The sequence below is a fragment of the bacterium genome, from assembly GCA_029210965.1.
In the GTDB taxonomy this organism is placed as follows: Bacteria; BMS3Abin14; BMS3Abin14; order BMS3Abin14; family BMS3Abin14; genus JALHUC01.
Window position 1 is genome coordinate 71,029 of record JARGFZ010000005.1, and the last position, 24,802, is coordinate 95,830.

Genomic DNA, 24,802 nt, shown 5'->3' on the forward strand with positions numbered 1-24,802 from the left:
ATGGACAATGCTTATCGGCTGCCAAGAGTGCGCCGGATACGAGCATACGTCGGTGAAGGTGGAATGTGGAAGGTGGAAGGTGGAAGATTGTCGCACCTGGATGGACCGCGCTTATCGGCCCAGGAGAATGGGTGAGCCCATTCGACAAGTCTCAGGGTCTTGTGAATGCAAGGCCCGAGGGAGGGTGGGACCAGCTTGTCACGCCATAGCTCGAAGAGCGACGGCGGAAGGCGTATATGGGACATACGGTGAGGATTTCCGAAGGACGATAACGCAGTAGATGACCCCTTATTGGAAGCCTCCCCCAAAAAAGGTTTCAGTTGTAATCCCTACCGGAGATAAATTCATACCCCTTCCAGAAGCCTTCTACGTTTATATCCGCCCCCTTCCCGATCGTCTCCCGGATGGTCCTGACTGCAGACTCCGTATCAACGATATTGGAAACAGCTACCAGAGCCCCCAGCATGACCATGTTCAGGGCCTGTATATGCCCGACTTCCCGCGCGATCGTATCGGCAGGTATGAAGACAGGCTCCACTCCCCCCTCCCTGAACAGTTCAGTGAGGGTATCGATGGTGGGGTACTTTTCCGGCGCAATGGTGGAATGATAAGGCATCCTGGTTGCCTGGCTGACAAGGACCTTGCCGTCCCTCTTCAGATAGGGCACGGTGTGGAGGATCTCACCAAGCTCCAGAGAAAGGATAACATCGGCACAGCCGTGGGTTATTTTGGGACAGATACGGTCTCCGGCACGGATGTGGCTGCTCACAGATCCCCCCAGTTGAGCCAGCCCGGAGTGGACATAGAAGCTGGGGTTAAGACCTTCTGCCAGCATGGATTTGGCAAGGATCTCCGAAAAAAGTACGATCCCCTGTCCACCGATCCCGGCGGCAACAACGTTAAATTCCAAACCTCTTCCTCCTGATCTTCAGGGGATTACTGCTGATCGCGGAGCTGGGACAAAAGTTGACACACAGGCCGCAGCTCTGGCAGTCCTCCTGGTTGATCCTGACATCGTCACCATCCCGGATTATGGCCGGACAGGCCAACGCTTCGATACAGGTACGTTCACACCCTTCAAATCCAGGGCACTTTTTAGGATTGATGCGCATTGCAAGATCCCAGGTTCGGGGCTGACGGGCTACACAGGGTCCCCGGAGTATCAGTACGTTCACTCCACGGCCGGTTAACATCTTTTTATATGCGCGAATAGACTTTTTCAGCCTGTAGGGGTTGACCACCTTCACAGAGTTCACGCCGAGTCCCCGGGAGATCTTTTCGATGGGGATACGGATCTCATCGCCGCCCACGGTGCCGATATTGCTCTGGTAACCGGTCATAGCCGCCCAGTTGTTATCCAGGACGACAACAGGCAGATCCTGCCCCGTAGCCACCGCGTTGATCAAAGGGGAAACACCTGAGTGATAGAAGGTCCCATCGCCGATGGTGGCGACAACCGGTTTTTTCATGCCGGCCCCAATAAAACCTTCCGCAAGACCTATGCTGTTGCCCATGGAAACTTCCGTCCAGCAGATAGAGAACGGTTCGTTGATGCCAAGAACAGTGCAGCCGATGTCTCCGGTGACCACGATCTCGGAAGGATCCATCCCCAGTTCCTTCATGGCCTTGATCATGGCGTAGTATGAGTTGCGGTGGGGGCAGCCGGCACAAAAGGTAAGCAGACGATGGACCTTAAGGGACTCGGCCTTTTCATCAATATCCAGACCGTGGCAGGCCTCTATTTTCTCGCCGAGAACCTCTGAAAGTGCTTCACGGACCTGGTCGGGTGAGAGGTCCCCCACCCTGGAGACCAGGCCGTCTTCCTTGCCGAACACCCGAGGGGGGTTCTCCATCATGCTTGCCTGGACCCTGACCCTTCTCTCAATGATGGGTTCCAGTTCTTCCAATACCAGGATCCGTTCAGTACTCTGCAGAGCCTTAATTATCTTGCCCAGGGGAGCCGGATGGGCCGTTGAAACCTTGAGACGTGTCAGATCAAGGTCATGTTTTTCCAGGGTCTCCATCAGGTAGTCCCAGGCAAGAGAGGACGCAATAACACCTACCCTGGTCCCTTTTTCAGTGAGGATATTGAGATGGTCCGCGACAGCGGCAGTTTTCTCCACCCGGTCCAGAGCTTCCTGATGCTGTTTCCGGCACCTGATGGATCCCGCTTTGGTGTATTTATCAATATTGAATTCGAAGTGGGCCTTCTGGCGCATGCGGCGGACCTCGCCCAGGGTCACCTTGCTGTAGGTGTTGGACAAAACCGTCGTACTGCGAAGGAAAACCGGGCCGCCTATCTCTTCCGAAAGCTCAAAAGCATACCTGGTAAAATCCAGCAGTTCCTGTGGATTAGCTGGAACCAGCATGGGAGCTGAAGACAGAAGAGCGTAGTATCTGGAGTCCTGCTCAACCATCCCGTAATAGACATTGGGATCATCACCAACGTAGATGACCAACCCCCCGACTGTACCGGAAGCAGCCACCGAAAGGATTGAGTCGGAGGCTACGTTCAGCCCTGACATCTTCATGGTAACGAGAGATCTGAGGCCCGCCCAGGAATTGCCTGTTGCAATATCAAAGGCAACCTTTTCGTTTATGGCCCACCTGGCCCGGATCGGGGAATCGGCAGACTTGAGGATCTCGATGACCGGGGTGGTGGGAGTACCGGGATACCCGGTGACGAGAGAAACACCTGCCTCGATACAACCACGTGCAATGGATTCATTCCCGGAGAAAAGAACGTCGGTACCTGGACTGTCAATGGTGATGAAGGATTTCATATAAGAGGGTTACTTGAGAAGAGAGGAAATTTCCTTGAACTCTGCTGTTCCTGCCTTTTCAAGGATCTGAAAAGCGACGGTCTCAGAGGATGTTACAATGGCGCCCGCCCGCTCCATGAACCTCATCGCAGCGTCACGGTTTCCATCAATGCGGGAGCAGACAGCATCCCATGGTAGATGAACGGTGTAGCCCATATCCAGCAAGTCGGTGGCGGTCTGAAGCACACAGATATGAGCCTCCATGCCGGTGAGGATAACCTTGCGCCGGCCAAGTGCATCGAGAGCGCGGGTGAACGGTTCTTCGCCGCAACAGGAGAAATGGATCTTTTCCACCGGATCAACACCCGCAAGCTCTGATGCAAGAGCTTCTACCGTAGGGCCAAGACCTTTCGTGTACTGCTGGGTCAGGATAATGGGAATATCGTGCAGCTTTGCAGCGCGGATAAGAACACCGATAGCGGCCTCAACCTGCTGACGCCTATCCATTACCCTGGCCAGCCTCTCCTGGACATCGACTACTACCAGAACGGCTTCGGACGCTTTGAACCTCATTTTATCGATCATTGTTAAACCCCGTGATTTGTGATTCGTAATTCGTGATTCGGAAATGACCTCAAATCCCAGATCATTGCTTTAGCGTTTTAAAATCTAGACACCAGACCCTAGATCCTAAACACCTATTTTTTACTCGCTTTTCGCTTCAAGTGAATCGTAGCCAAGGCGGTTGGAGATCTCCTCGCACGCCCTCTTGATCAAGGGGACGTAATCTTTCCTTATCTTTTCCATACTCATGCGGACCGAGGGACCTGATATGGAAATGCCTCCCACAGCCTTGCGTGTATAGTCGAAAATGGGAGCACCGACACACCTTACACCCTCATCCCACTCCTCGTCGTCCAACGCGTACCCGAGTTCCTTGACGAGGACCAGGTGTTCCAGGATTTTTTTCCGATCGGCGATCGTGTTGGGCGTGAACTTTTTCAGCTCTTTTTTGCCCAGAACCTCATTGATCGTTTCCGATGTCTCGTAAGCTAACTGCGCTTTTCCTATAGCGGCGCAGTAGGTGGGCACACGGCACCCGACGCGGGAGAGAACACGCACAGTGTGGTTGGATTCGACCACGTCAAGGTAGAAAGCGTACCGGTCCTTCAATATCCCGATATACACATTCTCGTTAACCTTATTGTTGAGTTCCTCCATTACAGATCGAGCTACCCGCAGCAGGCCCGTATGGCGGATATAGGTCTGCCCCAACTCCAAAGTTCCGAGGCCCAGACGATAGTTGTCCGTTGCCATGTTTTGATCGATATATCCCCTGCTCTCAAGGGTCGCAAGAATACGAAAAATGTTGTTTTTGTGAAGTTTTAGTCTTCGTGACAGTTCAGTTATGCCCAGTTCATCCGCTTCCGAGTGGAACGCTTCCAGGACATCCAGAGCATGATCCACCGACTGGATAATGTAATCGGTTTTTTTCCTTTTGGTCTGGGTCATATCTGCCTCCGTACAGGACCAAAATCCATAACCTCGCAAGAAGTCTCTTCGAAACTTTTGAAGGGCGGTCACGCCTAAGGTGTGATCCCCTGCCAGTCCCGCCGATGGCGGGATCAATGGAGCGAAGTGAATCCGTCCCACGCCGCAGGCGTGGCCCCCACCCCGGTCCCGCCGACGGCAGGACTGCTTGATGGACTTTTTTTAAATCCATCAACTTTGGATCAAATCATAATTTGACAATCAGGAATTGTATTGGTGGCAGGAAGATAAGTCAAGAACGCGAAATCCATCGTGAAAAACTGTTCAATAAATATGTGCACACTGAATTTCGCGTATGAAGGTAGCTTAGAACCATGAGATGCGGATGGGAGACACCTCAGGAAAGGAAAACAGTACTTTGACCATTAATTTCCCAGATAAATAAATCCCGGGGCTCTACCACGGGATTTATTTATTCTTGCCCCTTACCTGTGAGATACCCCATTTTCCTTGAAACCTTTTTGGAATGATCAAGAACTGCAGGGACAATCTCTTCAACAATTTTCTCTTCAGGAAGCCTGTCAGCCGGCCCGCTGACAGATATGGTACCCTGTATCTTTCCATAATAATCCAGTATGGGAGCCGCGACACACTTCAGCCCCATTGTCCACTCCTCATTGTCTACCGCGTACCCACTCTCCCCTACCTTGATGATCTCGGTCTTCAGCTTACGTTCGTCAGTAATCGTGTGTGGTGTCATTTTGTCGAGGATCATGGTCTCAAACAGTTCATCCACCATGGGTTTTCCCAGGAAGGCGAGAAACACCTTGCCGGTGGCCGTACAATGGGGGGACACTCTGGTTCCAAGGCGTGAGACTACCTGGATCGTCTGGTCAGCAATAACCTCATCCAGATAAAAAACGTAACCACCGCGTAAAACCGCCAGATAGCTGTTCTCTCTTAGTTCAGATGAGAGAGCCTCCATCTGCGGATGGGTTACAGACACCAGACTGGTGTGCCTCAGGTAGGCCTGCCCGGCCTCGAAAGCCTTGAGACCCAGCCGATAGTTTCCGGTACGAGGGTTCTGCTCAACGTAGTCACGGCTCTCCAGGGTAGCCAGAATACGGAAAACGTTATTTTTATGCAGTTTAAGCAGCTTGGCCAGTTGCGTCACCCCAAGTTCAGGTTCATCAGCCCTGAACGCCTCCAAAACATCAAACGCATGATCCACGGAGTGGATGATATAATCACTTTTTTTCCTCTTGATCATCCTAACCTCAAAATCATGGCGTTCGATACTTTTCTGTTATAAAAAACGGGGATGCCCCTCCAGGAGGGGGGGCAAACCAGAGGAGCATCCCCTTTCCCATCGCTGGGAACCTTAAGATTATCAGTCAGTTCACTCACCAAGCTTCTCGTCACGGGGCGCCTCACCGATTCCTGATTTGCGACCCATTCCCAATCGGTCGATCCTTTCCTGAACTGCGTGAAGATAACGCCCTGTTCCGTCCCACAGTTCTTTGAAGCGCTTGTACGTTTTGAGGGCGTCATCAGTCCGATCCATCTGCTCGTAAACGAGGCCAAGATGCATATAGGCTTCTGCCATCTCCGGCTTCAGGTGGATCACCTGTTCGTAGGCCATGGCAGCATCCTGAAGCCTCGGTTTTTTTGTCAGCACCTCCAACCCCTTAACCGGCTGCTCATCGAAAAGGAAGGCAGAACCGAGGTTGAGAAGCGCTTCCACGAAATCAGGTTTGATGAGAACCGCCTTCTTAAAGCAATCCTGGGCGTTGCTGTAGTCTTTCATGTCGAAGTAGGCAATACCCATATTGCTGTAAGCTTCCGCGAAATTAGAATCCGCCCTGACGGCGTTTTTGAAATATTCAATGGCCGGCAATATTTTGCCCTGGTCGAAAAGTTCGTTCCCCTTGACCCAGTAGTCGTGCGCTGCGGGGTTCCTCGTAAATCGATCTTTCATATGCTGTACCCCCCCGGGTATTAATCTAATCTCAGATCCAAGATCTCAAATCTCAAAAAAGCTTCTGCACAGCATCTCTGAGATTTGCGATTTGCGATTTGAGGTTGAGTTTATAGTTGGTGGACTCGTAAAAAGTCCATCACCGCGCCCCCGTTTGGGGCGCCCGAATCAATGGCGTGGTATATGAGTCATTGATTCGTGAGGAAAGGGGAAACGACGCTTTTCACTTTCCGACGAGCAAAAAGCCGATAACGGACTTTTTGCGACCCTGTCATAGTTAGCTGTACTCAATATACTCCGTAAAAATTTTGCATCCCAGAACCTGGGCAAGACTGCAAAGGTAGTCTTCCACATCGCCCAGGTCGCAGTCCTTGGTCACCACCTCAAGTGTTTTCCCGTCTATGGCAAAATACACCGTTGGAAAGCCCCAGCTATCCGGGCTGAACCTGGCTCCCCGCTCGCCCAAAAGGGTGTAAGTACCAGGTTTATCACTCCATGCTTCCAGTTTGGTTTTGATCTCGTCCAATTTCTGCTCTTTTTCAAATTCACATATTTTGTAACTAAAGTCATCGTACATGGCTGTGGTGCCCCCTCATTCAGTAAACTGTTCTGTGTCAGCATTCCACCGACGCTTCTTTGGTGAAAGGATGCTTTTCTTCAATGATCCGCAAAAAATACCCAGGGCACAATGAGCGGAGGATAAGGAAACGGGAGGGGACGGTATGTCCCCTCCCGCCGGTAAAGCAATTTATTTCTCTGCAGCCAGATCTCTCTTGGTCTTACGGCCAAGGTAGATCCTGTTCGGATCGCAAACCATCCGCGCGATCTTGATCTCCTCGTGAGAGGGAGCCGCGAAAGGCTTGAAGTCCTTTGCTTTTTTGAGCTGCCAGCTTACGTTCTCCGTAACGAGGGACTCGTCGATGCCGGGGTAGATCTCCGACATCTCGAGTTCGCCGGTCTCAGGGCTGGAGCGGAAGATGCACAGGTCGGACACGATGGTGGTCCCGCTTCCGCGGAAAAGACCCATGTGCCAGCGGTCCTCGGCGGTGCCCAGGGGGCCCCTGCTTCCGGTAACTGAGGTGACGTACTCGTTCACCTCGGGGAAGCGCCTCTTCTCCTGAACCATCATGGCGAGACCCATGTCGGCGTAGGAGGCGATGTTGTTGGCGCCACCGGAACCGGCAAAGCGCACTGCGGGACCGGTCTTGCCATCGTCACGGGCGCTCTTGGAGTAGTAGCCGCCCATGGCGGTGGAGTTCAGGTTCCCGTACTTGTCGCACTCCGCCCCGCCCAGCATTCCGAAAGTGCAGAAACCGCGCTGGGCGAAGGTGCCGAAGGTATCGGCCATGTTGGAGAGGGTGGAACACATGTAGCCACCCCTGGCCTCGGAAACGGAGATGGGGACTTCGATAAGCTTGGGATCGAGGATCCCGGCCTCCATGATGATGAGGGCGTTGGGGGCGTAGGTGTGCTGGGCCATCATGCATCCGATCATGGGAAGACCGGTGCCGGCAAAGATGAACGAAAAGTCATAGGTCTGCCGGGCAGCCGCGATGCAAAGCAGCTCCATTGTCGTATACTTCTCTGGATCGATCCCCTTTTCCTTGCAATACGCCTCATACTCAGTGTCATCCACATGAGTCCAGGCCTTGGGATCGGATTGTCTAATAACGGACATATCTTACCTCCTCATTGGGCAAGAAGATTCAGCCAAAGCCTTACAGAGGCCTGGCCAGACCAGGCTTGTAGCCATACGTAGAATCGGCACGAAGTTCGAAGAGCCTCTGGAGACCTTTTGTCCCGGTGATCGTGGGGTAGCCGTCACCCGGGCGCGTGGACAGGAAGGTCCACTCGTCTTCCATGACCCAGTCTTTAATGTATTTGTTGACCTCGGCCTTTTCCTTCCGGTTGACCTGAGTGTAGGCTCTCCAGAAATCCCAGTCGTAGTCGTAGTAATACGGGACCTGGCCGGGGAAACCGCCGTAGGGCACTTCGACGATGGCGTCGATATACTGCATGGCGATGGTGTTGGAATACGGCTGAGCGCGGAGCTCTTCTTCCGTAACAACCTTCTCAGTCTGAACAACGCAGTACTTGGCTGAAATAGCCTGCTCGGCGTCAGGTCCCAGGATACCTTCGATCCGGGTAGTACCTTTCTCGCCGACCCTCTGGGCGAGGATGATGGTCACCTCGGGAAGGATGGGCGGAACCAGGATAACCTTGACACCCTTGTTGCCGGTGTAGGCGGTTGACTCGCGGATCAGATCGAGAGCGTTGGTCTTGTTGGAAGTACCGTCGCCGTCTTCAAAGGCATGGGGGCGCAGGCCCCACCCGTCGAATGGATCTTCGATGACTGCCATTCGATGGGGAGCGACGGATGGATGGATCCAGGACCCATCGGCCTTCTTGCCGCGGAGGCCCATTTTCTTGAAGGTGTCATTATCCATCATGCTGGTCCCGAACTCCGACATACAGGGAGCGAAGGGCCAGCCGTAGCGTCCCGCCACCGTCCGGAGACCGTAGCCGTAGTTGGAGTAATCCTCTACGTCGATGGTGCCGTCCTGAATGGAGCGGCGGACACTGTATGCCACCGGCTGGATGCCTTCCAGTCCGATATACGTCGTGTCCAGAAGTTTAACCAGTCCGGCTGCGGCCCAGAACTCACAAATGGAGGCACCGCCGTTCATGGTAACGAAAAGGTCCTTGATATCCTGACGGATCACCTCACGTGCCAGCGCCATTGGCTTCTTGGTATAGCTGAAGCCGCCGGGGCAGATGCAGGTTCCCTTCTTGACGAAGGTCTTGACCGCATCAGAGAGGGACATGATCTTGTCTTTTCCCCTCATAAAAGTGGGGATAGTCGCCTCTGCCATAACCTATTCTCCTTTCATCCTGATCTTGGCTGATAAAGCCGTTTAACTCTTGAGCTCCAACCTGCGATTCCAGGTCGCACGAAGGATCCGGTCCATCCGGTCTCTGCTGTTCCTGGAGTGTTCCAGGATGTCGGAGAAATGACGAATACCGGTCTTGATCTCTTCTTCAATAACGTCCAGCGTCATCTTGTCACTGATCTTGTTGATCTCCGTCTCCAGCGTCTCGAGAGTCTCGGGCACCCTCCTGAGAGGGATGCGCATGTCGTTGTAGGCCACGGCGACAATAGTCATGTCCCATGCCGCGGAGATAACCTTCTGCCAGGTCTCCAACGATTCCTTGGGCTCAACACTCGGAGAAAGTTTAAATTCCTCTTCCGATATCTGGGCCCGCATGCGTTTGCGTTGCTCCATATTTACACCTCCTTCCGTTATAGGACTTTTTGTTTTTCATTCAGTGTGCTGATTCGAGCATCAATCTATTTGTTAATAGAGTCGCAAAAAGTCCATTCGCGGCTTTTTGCTCCACGGAAAACGAAAAGTGTCATTTCCGTTTTCCCTACAAATCAATGACTGACATTGCTGGTCATTGATTTGGGCGCCCCACTGGAGCGCGTTGATGACTTTTTACGAAGTCATCAACGCTCTGATATTACTTCTTGCGCCTGTCATCAACACGGGCGCTGGCAGTCTTTCCCTCTCCGGATGTGGCACGGGGCAGCTCGTCGGGACCGATCAGATCCACGACCTTGGGGTTCACATCGGTGACACCCTTGACAGCGTTCTTCATCTCGACCTTCAAGCGGTCCACAAGGGCGCTGTCGCTGAGGAACGCTTTGTCCTTGAGCTCGATCCTCAGGGTGAAAAAGTCCATGCCCCTTTTGTCGGTCTCGACGACGATACGGAAGTTGGCCCCCATCTCGGGGAAGGGCGACAGAGCCTCTTCAACCTGGCTCGGGAAAACAATGAGGCCGGAGATGGACACGGCGTCATCGGAGCGCCCCTTGATGGCCGCCATCCTGGGATGGGTCCTGCCACAGGCACAGACTTTCCAGGTCAGGGATGCAAGGTCCCGGCTCCTGTAGCGGATGAGAGGGGTCCCCGTGTTAACCAGGTTGGTCCACACCATTTCCCCATCCTCGCCGTCGCCCACAGGCTCCCCGGTATCAGGGTTGATGCACTCAGCCAGGAGGTGATCGGCCCAGGCGTGCATCTTCTGTGGCATATCCTCCGTACGTGCTTCACACTCACAGGTCATGCCGGGCCCGAGAAACTCGGTCATACCGAATTCATCAAAGGCCTTGACGCCAAACAGTTCTTCGATCTTGACGCGGGTGGCCCAGGGCCAAGGCTCGGCACCGTGAAGGCTGACCTTGCATGTGGAGTCCTTGGCCAGATCAAAACCCTTCTCCTGAGCCTTCTGTCCAACGTAAAGGGCGAAGGACGGTGTGGCGCAGAATGAATGAACCGGCAGGTCCACCAGGATGTCTACCATTCGGTCCGACTGGCCGCCGGACAGCGGTATGGGTGCGGCGCCCATTCTCTGCGCGCCGTAATGGAATCCGAAACCGCCTGTGGGAAGCCCGTACCCGAAGGAGTTCAGGAAGATGTCTCCCGGGCGGGCACCAACCATCCAGAGCTCCCGGGCGTTCCGGTCGGCCCACAGGTCGATATCGTGCTCGTTGGCAAAGATGAGAACCGGCTTACCTGTGGTTCCGGATGTACTGTGCATCTCCCTCATCTCAGACATGTCGCCTGTGACGATCTTTGTGGGATAACCGTCCCGGATGGTCCCCTTCTCCATGAAAGGCACCTTGCTGATGTCGTCAAGGGTCTTCAGGTCGCTCGGGTTAAAACCGGCGTCATCGTAGACCTTCTTGAAATAAGGGTTCGTGTTATAAATGTAGCTTACCTGTTTTTTAAGGAGATCAAGCTGAAGCTTCTTGAGCTTCTCGACCGGCATGGTCTCGATCTCTGGCTGAAAGTATGGGCTCTTAGGATCCTGAGTTCTCGTTTTGACCTGCATAGCTCCTGTTTCTCCTCCCTGGTAATCAAAGCGGACCAACTGCCCCCAGAACCCACGGGTTAAAGGAACCGTTGTCACGCCCGGGCATGAAGCCCCATTATTTCAGATATCTGCCCCCCCGTTCGGGCGACTTTGAGCAGATTGGCGAACTGTTTGGTTATTAAGAACAAACTGACGTTCTTTTCAGGTGTACTTTTCTAGAAAAAGAAGCGGGTGAACTTCTTCGCCACCCCCTCAATCAGCCTATTCAATGATTTAATATGCTGTTTTACTGTGCGATATAACGGAGTTTTATAACACCGTTTTAAGTGTGTCAAGAAAAAAGGGGAAAAAAGAACATTCCAGCAGTTTCAATAACGTTATTGGGGGTTCAGTCAACAAGGATAATAACCTAAAAAATAGATATTATGGGGTTTCCAAGAGGCTTTTGGAGCGACATTAGAGTGCATTATTTTGCAGAGTGCATTATTTTGCACGCACAAGCGGTTTGCAGACCAAAACGGCCAAAATGCAGAGTGGGGAGATTTCAGCCGAACATTTTGATAACCGATGTTTTATTTTAGGGGACTATTCAGATCCGTTTATTGCAGTAAAACGGAATTTGGGCCAGATCCCGGAGGGACTGGGGAAGAATGAAGAATGTAGAACGTAGAATAATAAACCAGCTTCAGCCTTTAGTTGTGATTTTCAGCTTTTGATCTTCATCTGAGTTCTACATTCTGAGTTCTACATTCTAGACCTTTATTATTTCCCTCTCCGTCACGGTAAGCCTCTCCAGCCCATCGTCGGTTACCAGATAAGTGTCTTCAATTCCTGTTATCCCTTTACCCGGGTGAAAGACCTTGGGTTCCAAAGCAAAAACCATCCCGACTGCGAGGGGGCAGTCCAGTCTGGGAGCCAGGAAAGGGTATTCGTCCACTTCAAGTCCAACGCCGTGGCCCACGAAGCGAACCTGCTCTCCCGGAGGACCCATAAAGCGATCCGCGATCCCCATTTCCCCGGCAGCTGAAACAGCGGTATCGTACAGGCTGCTCCAGGCAGCCCCTGGCCGGGCTTCCAGGACCACCCGGCCCTGAATATCACGAGCCTGGTTGAACCCCTCTTCCAGCCCTTCATCCAGATCACCTATGACCATCAACCTCGTCTGGTCGATGAGGTAACCACCAACGTTGCCTACGAAGTCCACACTCACCGGCTCGTTACGCTTTATGGTCCTGAACCCGGCGCCCTGGGCGATGGAGGGGTTGACCCCTTTGCCGCCGGAGGGTGCGTCGATGTGGGACATAAGAGCCGAATGTTCCCCTGTGATGATGTGACCGTAGAAAAGCTCCTGGTTAAAACCCCGCATTCGGAGGATCCCCTGGTGGCCTAACTCCCGGGCCCGCTTTTCCAGGATCGAGGCGAACTCCACCTCTCTCATCCCTTCCGTCAGGGTCTCCCTTGCCGTGTCGATGACCTTTCCCACCTGGACACCCGCCGCTCTTATCCTCTCTATTTCATAGGCAGATTTGATGGCCCGGACCTCCCGGACAAGAGGGCCCAGGTCGACCCAGTCCGCTCCCTCCACCATAGAGGAAAAGCGCTGGTACAGGGCAGCCGGGATCACGTCCAGCTCGAGACCAAGCCTGGTAGCGTGCAGGGCATCGAGGTCCTCAAGTGAAAGAGGTATCTCCTTGAAACTCTTGAACGGGATCAACTGAAGGGGGGTCTCTGCCTTTGCCCTTTCCAACGATCTGCGGCACAGGTAGCGGGGATCTCCCTCGGCAGGGATTATAAGCACGCCGTCCTGGATCGTGCCGGAGAAATAGAACCGGTCGATAAGCTGCACGATGAGAGCAGCCTTGATCTCCTGGCGCTGGAGGAGGGACTGGAATCTTGAAATCCTTGAACGGATCTCTTCCTCAGGGACAGTATTATACGTTAGGGCTATTGAATCATAATCGGGCATGGTAATTCTCCGTTCACAGATTTCAAGATTCGTACGCGCGTGTATGCGTGGAGCGTGAATCCGTAAGTTCCCGGTCGACCTATGGACCTGCCGACCTTCGCACACACGCACGTACACACTTACGCACACACGTCTTTTACGGTACCTCTATCGCCCCTATATCCCCCATGGCACCCGCCGGGCGGGTATTACCCAGCTGATCAGTGTTGATTAGGCTTACAGAGCTGGTTCTTCTCCTTATAACTGTCGGTCCGTTACCGCTCTCGTAGAACTGTTCCCAGAAGTCGTCGGCGAGTTTCTCGGTACCCAAAGGTCCCGGGCTGGCGGCGATGGCGGCATCCAGATCCCTCCAGAACGTGATCCATGGCTGGTTTTCAGGGTGGTCATCGGGGTCCGGCCAGGTGACAACCGGGCCATAGAAAGTCACCCCTGACAGCGCCGTGGTATCGAACAAGGCACTGTAATTCTGATCATATCGAGAATCGATCTCATTAAGAACATCCAAGAGGAAACCGTCACCCTCGCCAAAGGGTATCTGGGTGGAAAAGCCCGCCTCTATATATGTCACCATGTATCCGGCGTCCGGTATGGCGTCCAGAGCATCCCCCGCAGGGGGATACCAAAGGACCGTGTCTTGCCCGGGGCTCACTCCCACCGACTGGATGGTCGGATGGTACTGGATGGTTCCCAGAAAAAGAACGTCCGAGACCTGCACACCGTCCTGATCCCCCTCCTTGGGATAGTGTTTCCGGCTGAGATAATAACTCCACCATGGGACCGGCACGTGGATGTAATCGAAATTCAGATTCCCGATGAGGTTGTAGCCCCAGCTGTAAAAATAGATGAGTGATCCGGTAAACAGATCGCTGGCCTCGCCATCCACTGTGTTGCCGGCGATGATGGACTGCTGGATCTGCATGTCTTCAACGACGTGGGCATCGCCAACCGTGGCCCCCACGCCGCCCCCGCTCATGTTGGGCTCCCCGTGGAAGGTGGCCGCATAACCGGTCACTTCATTCTCAGCGATGGTACATCCGTCGATCCTGAGGTAACCATTGGACATATATACGCCACCGCCTCTGTAGTAACGCTCCTTCGGGTCTGTATCTCCGAAGCCCGGGATATCCGGATTGTGCATGACCTTGTTGCGGGCGATGGTGCTGCTGGTAATGGTGATGGGTTCCGTATTGGTGCGGCCCCCTCCATCGGTATATATTCCCCCACCGTAGGTGTGCTGGCCGGCGACCCTGTTGCCGGTGACGGCGCACCTCGTGATGCTTAAGTCCAACGTTGAATCCCAGCCCCCGGTGGAAGACACGCCACCGCCGGCCGCACCGTACCCCTTGCCAGAGTTGCCGCTGATGACGCAATCCTCGAGAATGAGGACGTCACCGTAGATACCGCCGCCGAAGGCGCCCTGATCCCGCCAGTGAAGAGGTTCACCCTTGAGCATATTGCCGCTGATCTCGCAGTTGGTCAGGCGCGCCACGCCCCAGGTTGCAACACCGCCGCCCCGGGCGAGAGTGAAAGCCTGATCGAAACACATCCCGAGGGGATAGCAGGCGGTAAGGAATACAGCGCTGGCGACACCGGAGGAGATGTTAACGTTCGCCATGGTCAGATCGCCGTACACGGCCAGTACGCGGGCCGGGTCAACCTCGCCACCCGTCCAGTTGAGGGTAATACCGCCAGGAAGGTCTGAGGCGTCTATGGTCAGGTCTTTGCGGGCGTACAGTGCCGATACGCCATAATCTCTATCCTGGTAACCAAGAAATCCGGGATCGAACACCTCACCTTGAAAAATTTCGTGGGTGCGCTCCCGCAAACAGCCGCCGTGCGTCCGTAATTGCGTAAAGCGTACGTGCGAAAGGCAAATCATCATTCTATCTACTTTTAACATAAATACGTATTTGGCCATTTTAACATTAACTCATGAATGCAACAACGGCAGATTGGATTAGATCCCTCGTGTGTGCGTCGGGCGTAACTGCATACATGCGAAAGGAAATGAAAAAGCAAGATTTATTCGTACCCGCACAATTTCGCACCTACGCAATTACTCACGCACGCTCTCACTGTGGATCGGATTTGAATTGCTATTTTCACCCCGTGTCTCCGTGTCTCCCCTTCTCCGTGTCCAGTGGTTGGTTTCGAGAGGTTTCATTCGAAACCAACCCATTGAACTCTCCCTTCTTTCCTCGGAGGTGTCGGCGGTTCCTTGCCCAGGTAACCGATGGGCACAAAAGCGATCAGATCCATACCCTCCACACCCAGGATTTCGTTGACCTCATCCTTGAGATGCACCGGGTTGGTCATCCAGCAGGTTCCCAGGCCTTCGTGGGTGGCTGCAAGCAGGGCGTTCTGGACCGCAGCGGACACCGACTGCGTGTCCACGAACTGCCCCTCTTCGGTAGGGGCGGAGTAAAAAACCAGTAGTACCGGCGCCCCCCCGAGGGTTTTGAAGAAGTTCCGGGTGAAATTCACGATCTTCTCGTCGTACATTTCCTGCAGACTCTTTTCGATGAGGGGAAAGGACCTGTCTGCGATGGCAACAAGTTCCTCTTTCTTTTCTCCCGCCACAACGAAGACCCTGAAATTCTGCCGGTTCTTCCCGGAGGGAGCCCAGGTGGCAGCCTCGGTGATGCGCTCGAGCTTATCCCGCTCCACCGGCTGATCGCTGAACACCCGGCAACTGCGGCGGGATTTTATGACATCGTAAAAGTCCACGATATCCTCCTTTGATGTAATTTGTATCGGCGTATCGGGGAAGGGACAGTATGGGAATATGGGAGAATGGGAGTGCCGGGTGTCATGTTTGTATTACTCATTACCCATCACTCCGTTACCCATAACCTGAGCCTGAAGTCAGAGGCTATTGAACTTCTCCGTTACGCCGACACCCCCATACCCCGTTACCCCGATACGCTCGAATTCAATCCTGGTTGAATTCGAGCTTCGCGAGCCATCGGCGAGCTACGGACATCGGGTCCTCCTCCTTCCGGCTGACTCTCTCGACGTCCATCTCGAACTTGGAACAGCTCTCGTCGAGGAGCTGGGCTAAAGACTCCTCGATACCCCCCCGGATCGCCTCGGTAACGCTGGATTGGGCAACCGACTTTCGCCACGTTTCCAGGCCCCCTGAGGTCTCCAGATGCCTGAAGTGCCGGTCCAATTCAGCCAGGACCTCAGCCACACCTGCTCCCTCCGTTGCCACGCTTGTGAGCACCGGAGGAACCCAGGCGTTCTTAACCTCTGACATTGAGAGCATGGTCTGAAGGTCCTTGACGGTGGAATCGACCATGGGCTGGTCCGCCTTGTTGACGAGATAAATGTGAGCGATCTCCAGGACCCCCGCTTTCATGGCCTGGATCCCGTCACCGAGACCGGGAACCGTAACGAAAACTACTGTCTGGGCAAGGTCCTTGATCTCGACCTCCTCCTGACCGACACCTACCGTTTCCAGAATAATGAGATCAAAACCGGCCGCATCCAGAAGCCTTACGAGCTGCTGGACCGATCTGCTGAGCCCTCCCATATGGCCCCGTGTTGCGAGGCTCCGGATATACACACCGGGATCGGTGGCATGCTCCTGCATACGCACCCGGTCACCCAGAACCGCTCCCCCTGAGTAGGGGCTTGTGGGATCGACTGCGAGGACGGCTATGGTCCGACCCCGTTTCCTGCCCTCCCGGACCAGATTGCTGATAAAGGTGCTTTTGCCTGCGCCAGGGGGGCCGGTTATGCCCACAACCCGGGAATGTCCTCCCATGGCATGGAGCTGAGTCAGGGTTTCATTTTTCCCTGGAAGACCGTCATCGATCATGCGGGCCAGCCTTCCAAGAGACCAGGGGTCCTTCTGAAGGATGCCCCTTATAAGATCATCATGCTCTGACACATACTCTCCTAATCAGGGTCGCAAAAAGTCCGTTCGTGACTTTTTGCCAAATCATCACCACTCATCCTTTCATCGCCTCAGCCATCTATGAAAGATCTGAATCCCTGCTTTATATCCCTGACCCACTCCGGTGACAAAGCGGCAAATTTACGAATCCGCTCCTTCAGGGTATCCCGAAATTCACCCTCGGAATATACCTCCTGAAGAAGGCCCGCAGCGTAGGCATCCCAGGCGCCAATCCTTTCGGAGGTGTATAAAATTTTGACTGCTCTTTTGGCGCCAATGAGCCTTGGAAGGCGTTGAGTCCCCCCAAAACCTGTGATAAGGCCCAGGTCTGCTCCCGGGTGGCCAAAAACAGACCGGGAAGTGGCAAGACGCCAGTCCGCAGCGAGAGCGAGGTCAAGGCCGCCTCCCAGGCAGAAACCGTCGATCCCCGCCACGATCATCGTATCCGCATTTTCCAGAAGTCGAAATATTGAGTTTCCAAGATCGGAGAACTTGCGGGCAGCGGCTGGAGTCAGTCCGGCGATCTCTCTCAAATCAGCTCCCACTGCAAAAGAGTCCCCAACGCCTGTGATGCCCAGGCACCGGCACCCGTTGGACAGATTTGTCCTGATCTCAGCCAGGAGTGGGACGAGGGTGTCTGTTCCGAGTTTGTTAAGACCCGCAGAAGAGGACAATTCGATGAGTGCCCAACCGTCTCCTTTTTGAGCCGTCACGCTGGTCAAGGGCAAGCTCTATACCTTTTCCACCGCCTGAATGAGGGCATCGGCGATCTGGGATGTGGAAGAACCCGGTGTAAAGACCTCCATGACGCCGGCATCCTTAAGGGGCTTAATGTCCTCGGCAGGGATGATCCCGCCCACGAAAACCAGGATCCGGTCACCCCCTGCCTTCCTGAGCTGTTCAACGACCCTCGGTACCAGAGTACCGTGGGATCCGGAGAGGATGGACAAGCCTACCGCATCCACCCCCTCCTGGACGGCGGCTATGGCGATCTGTTCCGGGGTCTGGTGAAGCCCGGTGTAAATAACCTCGAAACCACGGTCCCTGAGAGCGCGGGCCACAACTTTGGCCCCACGATCGTGACCGTCCAATCCTGGCTTCGCAATTAAAACTCGGATCTTTTTCATTGATTACTCCTCGTCCCGCTCAGCCAAACTGGAAAAGGGGAAAAGGAGAAGAGGAGCATTGCATAAAGTTCGGTTTCGACCCCTCTTCCCCTTTTTCCCTCTTCTCCTCTTCCATTCATTTTTCTATACCTTCCCTCGCTGGCACTCCCTGTTTGAAGTAGTGCTTGATCTCTCTCATTTCGGTTACAAGGTCAGCCTTTTCGATCACTTTTTCCGGCGCTCCCCGACCCGTAAGGACAAGTTCCATACCATCGGGCTTTTGATCCATCAATTGGAGCACACGCTCCTCCGGCACAACTCCGAGGGAACAGGCCGTGTTTAACTCATCCAGGATCAGCACGTTCCATCGGCCGCTTGTCATTTCGCCGATAGCCTCATCAAGGGCCGCTTCAGCCTGAACACGATCCCTTTCCATAATTAACCCAGGATGCAGCAGCCCATTTCTACCCAGGGGCCTTATTTCCAAACCTGGTGAAAGGTTCAGGGCAGCCTGGCGTTCACCGGTCATCTCAGACCCCTTCAGGAACTGAATGACCAGCACCTTCAGACCATTGCCCACAGCTCTCAGGGCCAGCCCCAGGGAGGCTGTGGTCTTACCCTTGCCGTCTCCGGTATAGACATGGATGTAGCCGAGTCCGATGCTGCTCACTTCGTTCGCCTCCCGAGACACGGAGATGGGGAGACTCGGGGACACGGGGAAAATGCTTTCTCGCCGCGTCGCCGCGTCATATTTGTTTTCATTCGAAAACAGGTTTCCGTTTTTCGAGAAATGCGTTAATCCCTTCTTTCGCATCCGGAAGGGCGAAACAGTAGGCGAAGGATTCCCTTTCCAGGGCCAGGCCTGATTCCAGACTGGCATCCATACCCCTGTTGATGGTGGATTTGGCAAGGGCGAGGGCCGTGGGGGACTTCGAAGCCAGGAACCGCGCAAACTCCATAACCTTTATTTCGAACTCCTGGGTCGCATAAACGGCTTCAACAAGTCCTATATTTTTAGCTTCATCGGCTTTAACCATCCTGCCCGAATAGACCATCTCTTTTGCCCGGCCAAACCCTACCCTTCGGGGCAGCCGGATGGTTCCCCCCAGCCCCGGGATCACTCCCAGGTTGGTCTCCGGCAGTCCCAGTACAGCGTCAGATGACGCCAGGATCAGATCACAAGCAAGCGCCAGTTCAAGACCGCCTCCAAGGGCATGGCCCTCGACAGCGGCTACAACCGGAATGGGCAGGGCCTCAAGGCGGGTAAAGGTGCTCTGGGCCCTGATAAGGAAATCTCTCACCTGGACCACGTCCATTGCTACGAGTTCAGCAAGATCGTCCCCGGCGCAAAAGGTATTCCCTTCGCCTTTGATAACAAGGACCCGCAGACCCTCTTCCTCGGCAGCTTTATCCACCGCTGAACTGAGATCGTCGAACATCTTCTGGGTCAGGGAGTTGCGCTTCCCCGGCCTGGCGAGGGTAATGGTAGCGATCTGGCCACTTACCTCATATCTGACTTCGCCCATATTCGGTTTACTCATATGTTCGCTTCCTCATAATATGCGACGGGGTATCGAAGTAATGGTGTATCGGGGTGAAATCTTGAACATCGACATTTAAGCGCAGAACCAAGTCGTCTAAAATTGGCGGCATCCGGCTGGTTATTCTGCGTTCTGCATTCTGCATTCTGCATTTCGATTATTACCAACTCACCATCAGCCGTGTCAACGTATCGACCACGATGGAGTTACGAACAGATAGCGGATACGGGAAAACTTGATTTATTTTTACGGCTTATTTCTTGACAGAAAACCGACAAATAGAGTAACTGTATAGGTCTTTTTTGTCCAATAAAATCAAACGACGTTTTAACTCTTCCCGGATACAAGGGAGACCACACTTTTGACCATTCTGGAACTCAAGGACATTTACCTTCACTTCGGTGGGATCATGGCCCTGAACGGCGTCAGCCTGGATGTCCGGGAAGGTGAGATCTTCGCCATTATCGGGCCTAACGGCGCCGGTAAAACAAGTATATTCAACTGCATCTCCGGCCTCTACTCACCAGACAAAGGTGAGATCCTGTTCAAAGGGAAGGAGATCAGCAGGCTTTCTCCCTCCAAACGGGCACAGTTAGGACTCGCAAGAAGTTTCCAGAACATTGAGCTTTTCCGGGGAATGACTGTCATCGATAACCTCATGCTTGGTCGTCATCTACATATGAGGACCAACCTCTTCACGGGCGGCTTCTGGCTCGGTAAGGCCAGGGGCGAGGAGATCAAGCACCGGGAGGTTGTAGAGGAGATCATCGATTTTCTTGAGATCCAGGAAATCAGAAAAAAACCGGTTGGCACCCTGTCCTACGGCTTTCAGAAACGGGTAGAGCTCGGACGCGCCCTGGCACTGGATCCGAAGGTCCTGCTCCTGGACGAACCCATGGCCGGGATGAACGCCGAGGAAAAAGAGGACATGGCCCGTTTCATCCTGGATATCAACGAGGAGAGAGATATCACCGTCATCCTCATCGAGCACGACATGGGTGTTGTCATGGACATATCCGACCGTATCTGCACACTGGATTTCGGCGAACGTATCTCCATGGGCAAACCTGAGGAGATCCAGGCCGACCCGAAAGTTATTGCCGCCTATCTTGGAGAGGATGAGGAGATCTGAATTCGGAAGGATGAATGAAGAAGGATGAAGGATGAATTAGGCACCAGACTTTTTTATTCCTCCTCCCTCCTTCCCCCTTCACTATTCCCGGAAATCAACAGTTATGCTTTCTAAAAAGGATAAAAACATAGAAATTCCCCTCCCCGCGATAGTGGATTCCGACACTCTCCCCAAGCTGCTCGTGCGTAACGCTCAAAGGTTCACCCACAACAAAGTAGCCCTGCGGGAAAAAGAGTTCGGACTCTGGCAATCGTTTTCCTGGCAGGACTATATCGACCACGTTCGCTATTTCTGCCTTGGCCTCGTCAGCCTGGGACTTGAAAAGGGCGACAAGGTCGCCATCGTGGGAGATAACCGGCCGGAATGGGTCTTCGCGGAGCTGGCGGCCCAGAGCTGCGGGGCAGTCCCCCTGGGGATCTACCAGGACTCCACCTCCAAAGAGGTGGGTTTCATCATTGACCACTCCGATGCGAAGTTTGTAGTGGCGGAAGACCAGGAGCAGGTAGACAAGGTCCTGGAGCTCAAGGAGAGCATCCCCAAGGTCTTGAAAATCATCTATACAGACCCGAAAGGGATGAGAAACTACGACGATGAGATGCTCCTCGAATTTACGGATGTCGAAGCCATGGGCAGAGACCTGGACAGCCGGCAGCCAGAGCTTTTCAAGGAGATGGTGGAACGGACTACCGGAGCGGACCTTGCCCTCATCGCCTACACCTCAGGGACAACCGGTTTCCCCAAGGGTTCCATGCTCTCACATAACAACATGCTCCGGATGGCCCACAACCTGATCCAGGTGGACCCGAAATTCGAGGACGACGAGTTCGTTTCCTTCCTTCCCTTGCCCTGGATCGGTGAACAAATGATGGGTGTGGCTTCTGCCCTCCTCGTTGGCTTCACGGTCAACTTTCCCGAGGAACCGGAAACCGTAACGGAAAACCGGAGAGAGATCGCACCCAACGTCATGTTCTCCCCGCCCATGATATGGGAAAACATGGCAGCCTCTATTCAGGTAAGGGTAATGGACGCCTCCTGGCTCAAGCGCAAGGCCTTCGACACGGCGCTGCCCATCGGCTACCTCATGGCAGACTGCAAATTCGAGAAGCGGACTCCCTCATTCTGGCTCAAGCTGCAGTACCTGTGGGCCTACATCTTTGTATTCCGTGCTCTGAAGGACCGGCTGGGCTTTACCAACCTGCGGTCTGCCTCCACCGGAGGCGCGGCTTTGGGTCCAGATACCTTCAGGTTTTTCCATGGGTTGGGTGTCAACCTCAAGCAGATCTACGGCCAGACGGAGATTTCCGGGATATCCTGTATCCACTACGACGGGGACATCAATTTCGACTCGGTAGGTAAACCGATCCCGGAAACTCAGATCATCATCTCCGATGAAGGGGAGATCCTCTCCAAGAGCCCCTGCGTCTTTCTCGGATACTACAAGAACCAGGAGGCCACCACACAGACCCTTAAGGACGGATGGCTCTACTCCGGGGATGCCGGTCACTTTACCGACGACGGTCACCTGGTAGTCATCGACAGGGTAAAGGACGTCATGAAAATGGCCGATGGCACCATGTTCTCCCCTCAGTTCATCGAGAACAAACTGAAATTTTCCCCTTACATCAAGGAAGCGGTCTGCCTCGGGAACAACCTCCCCTACATTACCGCCATCATTAACATCGACATGGCCATCGTTGGTAAATGGGCCGAAAAGAACCGTATCAACTACACGACCTACACCGATATCTCCGCCAAACCGGAGGTTTACGATTTCATTGAGGCCGAGGTGCTGAAGGTCAATAAGGACCTGATGCGCATTAACGAAGCGTCTATCATCAGGAAGTTTGTTCTCCTGTACAAGGAACTGGATGCGGACGACGACGAGTTGACGCGGACCAAGAAGGTCCGGCGGGGTTTCATCAGCGAGAGGTACAAAGAGGTTATCGACGCCATGTACACCGATGCCGGTGATATCCCCATCGACACAACCATCAAATACCAGGACGGGCGCACAGCCTGCATCAAGACAACAGTGATCATTCGTCAACTGGACAACGGGAAAGGCGACTAAATGCAGGAGATATGGTTCTTTCTACAGCTGGTTATTCAGGGGCTCGCCGTCGGCAGCGTTTACGCCCTGGTGGCCCTCGGTTTCGTTCTCATCTACAAGGCCTCCTCCGTCATCAACTTCGCCCAGGGTGAGCTGCTCATGGTGGGCGCCTACATCTGTCTGGTGCTTCTGACCACCTTCCAGGTGCCGTTCTGGGCCGCCTTCTTCCTGACCATGGCCTTCTCAGTGATTTTAGCCCTGGTCATTGAACGCCTGGTGCTTCGGCCCATGATCGGAGAACCGGCTATCTCCATCATCATGATCACCATCGGCCTTTCCCTGGTACTCAAGTCCAGCATCGCGGCTATCTGGGGTACTCAGATCAAGGTGTTTCCTCCTATCTTCCCTCAGACACCTATTAAGTTGGGCGAGATCATGGTCTCACAGGTGTATATCTACACCTTTCTGGCATCCATGGTCTTTCTCCTCCTCTTTGCCCTTTTCTTCAAGTACTCCCGCATGGGTATCGCCATGCGGGCCACGGCCAACAGCAACCAGGTGGCTTTGTCCATGGGAATAAGCGTCAAAAAGGTCTTCGCCATCTCCTGGTGCGTGGCCGCAGTGGTCTCGGCGGTGGGGGGCATCCTCATCGGTAACATAAACGGTGTGAACAGCACTCTGGGCAGTGTCGGCCTGAAGGTGTTCCCCGCCGTGATCCTGGGGGGACTGGATTCCATCCCGGGCGCGGTGATCGGAGGACTCATCATCGGCATCCTGGAGAACCTGTCGGGTGGTTACCTGGACCATTTCTTCGGTGGGGGCGTCAAGGAAGTTGCCCCCTTCGTGATCCTGGTGGTCATCCTCATGATCAAGCCTTACGGCCTTTTTGGAACTGAAGAAATCGAGAGGGTCTAGGGCATGCAGCCAAGCGGAATATTCCACGAGACATACAAGGAAGACATGGCCATCTTCCAGACTCCCTTCCTCAAGTTCTGGATGGTAGCGTTCTTTATCTTCCTGGCTGTGTTCCCGTGGATCAACAAACCCTTCAACATCATACTCAACACCAACACCCTCTACCTGATGAACCTCATCGGGATCTACATTATCGGGGCCCACGGGCTCAACATCCTCACCGGGTTCACCGGGCAGATATCCCTGGGGCACGGCGCTTTCATGGGGGTGGGGGCCTACGCATCAGCAATACTGACCATTAAGGCCGGCATCCCCTTCTGGATCGCCCTGCCCCTGGCCGGTCTGATAACGGCCTTGGTGGGCATGGTGTTCGGCATCCCCTCCCTGAGGCTCAAAGGGCTGTATCTGGCCATCGCCACACTGGCGGCACAATTCATTATCGGCTATGCCATGAGAAACTGGAGCGCCCTGACGGGTGGGAGCACCGGCCTCGTGGTAAGTTCGCCGAATTTTTTCGGTATCGAACTGGACACTGACCGCTCCTACTACTATCTCGTCTACACCCTTGTCATCGCCACAACCCTGTACACCAAGAACTTGACCCGCACTCGTCCGGGACGCGCTTTCGTGGCCATCCGGGACAGGTATCTCGCCGCCGAGGTCATCGGCGTCAACGTCTGGTTGTACCGGATCCTCTCCTTCGGTATATCCTCATTCCTGGTGGGCATCGCGGGAAGCCTCTGGGCACACTACGTTCTGGTGGTCAACGATGAGGCATTCGGCATCTGGCTTTCGGTCCAGTACCTGGCCATGATCATCATCGGGGGGATGGGCTCCGTATTAGGGGCCATTTACGGTGCCATTTTCATGACCATGCTGCCGATCCTTCTCCGCATCCCGGAACACGCCCTGACCCAGATATACCCGAGCGTTTTCACCATCTTCCAAAGCCTGACGGAGGGGGTTTTCGGCCTGATCATCATCCTGTTCCTCATCTTCGAACCTGACGGGCTGGCGGCTCGCTGGCACACGATCAAAAACTACTGGAAGCTTTGGCCCTTCTCGTATTAAGATTAGGGTTC

The 24,802-nt window shown here is 54.0% G+C and carries 24 protein-coding genes; 5 read left to right on the forward strand and 19 right to left on the reverse strand.

The features are described 5' to 3' along the window. Window positions 1-316: 316 nt before the first annotated feature. From P1S59_03730 to P1S59_03795, 14 genes are all read right to left on the reverse strand, one after another. On the reverse strand, window positions 317-910 hold the full coding sequence (locus P1S59_03730; GenBank protein MDF1525366.1) for a 2-oxoacid:acceptor oxidoreductase family protein: 594 nt from the start codon (window positions 908-910) through the stop codon (window positions 317-319). Continuing rightward, window positions 900-2,783 carry an indolepyruvate ferredoxin oxidoreductase subunit alpha gene (locus P1S59_03735; protein ID MDF1525367.1) on the reverse strand — a complete coding sequence of 628 codons (1,884 nt, stop codon included), beginning with the start codon at window positions 2,781-2,783 and terminating at the stop codon, window positions 900-902. The genes P1S59_03730 and P1S59_03735 overlap by 11 nt, the downstream gene beginning before the upstream one ends. A gap of 9 nt (window positions 2,784-2,792) precedes the next feature. After that, entirely contained in the window at window positions 2,793-3,347 is a 555-nt protein-coding gene (locus P1S59_03740) for a hydrolase (protein ID MDF1525368.1), read from the reverse strand. A gap of 120 nt (window positions 3,348-3,467) precedes the next feature. Continuing rightward, on the reverse strand, window positions 3,468-4,274 hold the full coding sequence (locus P1S59_03745) for an IclR family transcriptional regulator (protein ID MDF1525369.1): 807 nt from the start codon (window positions 4,272-4,274) through the stop codon (window positions 3,468-3,470). Window positions 4,275-4,725: 451 nt separating this feature from the next. Next, window positions 4,726-5,523: an IclR family transcriptional regulator gene (locus P1S59_03750; protein ID MDF1525370.1), complete on the reverse strand. Its 798-nt coding sequence runs from the start codon at window positions 5,521-5,523 to the stop codon at window positions 4,726-4,728. Window positions 5,524-5,652: 129 nt separating this feature from the next. Then, window positions 5,653-6,231, reverse strand: coding sequence for a tetratricopeptide repeat protein (locus P1S59_03755; protein MDF1525371.1), 579 nt, complete (start codon window positions 6,229-6,231; stop codon window positions 5,653-5,655). A gap of 277 nt (window positions 6,232-6,508) precedes the next feature. Continuing rightward, window positions 6,509-6,808 carry a hypothetical protein gene (locus P1S59_03760; protein MDF1525372.1) on the reverse strand — a complete coding sequence of 100 codons (300 nt, stop codon included), beginning with the start codon at window positions 6,806-6,808 and terminating at the stop codon, window positions 6,509-6,511. A 171-nt stretch (window positions 6,809-6,979) separates the two neighbouring features. Next, on the reverse strand, window positions 6,980-7,909 hold the full coding sequence (locus P1S59_03765; GenBank protein ID MDF1525373.1) for a hypothetical protein: 930 nt from the start codon (window positions 7,907-7,909) through the stop codon (window positions 6,980-6,982). A gap of 40 nt (window positions 7,910-7,949) precedes the next feature. After that, the gene (locus P1S59_03770) at window positions 7,950-9,104 is read right to left on the reverse strand and encodes a hypothetical protein (GenBank protein MDF1525374.1); all 1,155 of its coding nucleotides are present in this window, start codon (window positions 9,102-9,104) and stop codon (window positions 7,950-7,952) included. Window positions 9,105-9,146: 42 nt separating this feature from the next. Further along, entirely contained in the window at window positions 9,147-9,515 is a 369-nt protein-coding gene (locus tag P1S59_03775; GenBank protein MDF1525375.1) for a hypothetical protein, read from the reverse strand. A 238-nt stretch (window positions 9,516-9,753) separates the two neighbouring features. Beyond that, complete coding sequence (locus P1S59_03780; GenBank protein MDF1525376.1) at window positions 9,754-11,127, reverse strand: AMP-binding protein; 1,374 nt, start codon at window positions 11,125-11,127, stop codon at window positions 9,754-9,756. A gap of 733 nt (window positions 11,128-11,860) precedes the next feature. Next, window positions 11,861-13,075 (reverse strand): Xaa-Pro peptidase family protein, encoded by a 1,215-nt coding sequence (locus P1S59_03785; protein MDF1525377.1) that lies wholly within the window; start codon window positions 13,073-13,075, stop codon window positions 11,861-11,863. A gap of 136 nt (window positions 13,076-13,211) precedes the next feature. Next, window positions 13,212-14,900 (reverse strand): hypothetical protein, encoded by a 1,689-nt coding sequence (locus P1S59_03790; protein ID MDF1525378.1) that lies wholly within the window; start codon window positions 14,898-14,900, stop codon window positions 13,212-13,214. Window positions 14,901-15,235: 335 nt separating this feature from the next. Next, window positions 15,236-15,802 carry a nitroreductase family protein gene (locus tag P1S59_03795; protein ID MDF1525379.1) on the reverse strand — a complete coding sequence of 189 codons (567 nt, stop codon included), beginning with the start codon at window positions 15,800-15,802 and terminating at the stop codon, window positions 15,236-15,238. An 84-nt stretch (window positions 15,803-15,886) separates the two neighbouring features. Between P1S59_03795 and P1S59_03800 the strand changes: the two genes are divergently transcribed. Then, on the forward strand, window positions 15,887-16,021 hold the full coding sequence (locus P1S59_03800) for a hypothetical protein (protein MDF1525380.1): 135 nt from the start codon (window positions 15,887-15,889) through the stop codon (window positions 16,019-16,021). On the opposite strand, the gene meaB is transcribed toward P1S59_03800, so the two are convergent. The 5 genes from meaB to P1S59_03825 form a co-directional block, all read right to left on the reverse strand. Further along, window positions 16,008-16,970, reverse strand: coding sequence for a methylmalonyl Co-A mutase-associated GTPase MeaB (meaB, locus tag P1S59_03805; GenBank protein ID MDF1525381.1), 963 nt, complete (start codon window positions 16,968-16,970; stop codon window positions 16,008-16,010). The two genes, P1S59_03800 and meaB, sit on opposite strands and share 14 nt — an antisense overlap. A 77-nt stretch (window positions 16,971-17,047) precedes the next feature. Continuing rightward, on the reverse strand, window positions 17,048-17,704 hold the full coding sequence (locus P1S59_03810; GenBank protein ID MDF1525382.1) for an enoyl-CoA hydratase/isomerase family protein: 657 nt from the start codon (window positions 17,702-17,704) through the stop codon (window positions 17,048-17,050). Between the two features lie 3 nt (window positions 17,705-17,707). After that, window positions 17,708-18,103: a cobalamin B12-binding domain-containing protein gene (locus tag P1S59_03815; protein ID MDF1525383.1), complete on the reverse strand. Its 396-nt coding sequence runs from the start codon at window positions 18,101-18,103 to the stop codon at window positions 17,708-17,710. 115 nt (window positions 18,104-18,218) lie between these two features. After that, on the reverse strand, window positions 18,219-18,752 hold the full coding sequence (locus P1S59_03820) for a cob(I)yrinic acid a,c-diamide adenosyltransferase (protein MDF1525384.1): 534 nt from the start codon (window positions 18,750-18,752) through the stop codon (window positions 18,219-18,221). Between the two features lie 88 nt (window positions 18,753-18,840). Continuing rightward, window positions 18,841-19,623: an enoyl-CoA hydratase-related protein gene (locus tag P1S59_03825; protein MDF1525385.1), complete on the reverse strand. Its 783-nt coding sequence runs from the start codon at window positions 19,621-19,623 to the stop codon at window positions 18,841-18,843. A gap of 361 nt (window positions 19,624-19,984) precedes the next feature. Here P1S59_03825 and P1S59_03830 point away from each other — a divergent pair, with 361 nt between their 5' ends. The 4 genes from P1S59_03830 (at window position 19,985) to P1S59_03845 (ending at window position 24,791) form a co-directional block, all read left to right on the forward strand. Beyond that, on the forward strand, window positions 19,985-20,755 hold the full coding sequence (locus tag P1S59_03830; protein ID MDF1525386.1) for an ABC transporter ATP-binding protein: 771 nt from the start codon (window positions 19,985-19,987) through the stop codon (window positions 20,753-20,755). Window positions 20,756-20,858: 103 nt separating this feature from the next. After that, window positions 20,859-22,826: an AMP-binding protein gene (locus tag P1S59_03835; protein MDF1525387.1), complete on the forward strand. Its 1,968-nt coding sequence runs from the start codon at window positions 20,859-20,861 to the stop codon at window positions 22,824-22,826. A gap of 9 nt (window positions 22,827-22,835) precedes the next feature. Next, window positions 22,836-23,720, forward strand: coding sequence for a branched-chain amino acid ABC transporter permease (locus P1S59_03840; GenBank protein MDF1525388.1), 885 nt, complete (start codon window positions 22,836-22,838; stop codon window positions 23,718-23,720). Between the two features lie 3 nt (window positions 23,721-23,723). Then, window positions 23,724-24,791 (forward strand): branched-chain amino acid ABC transporter permease, encoded by a 1,068-nt coding sequence (locus tag P1S59_03845; protein MDF1525389.1) that lies wholly within the window; start codon window positions 23,724-23,726, stop codon window positions 24,789-24,791. Window positions 24,792-24,802 lie beyond the last annotated feature (11 nt).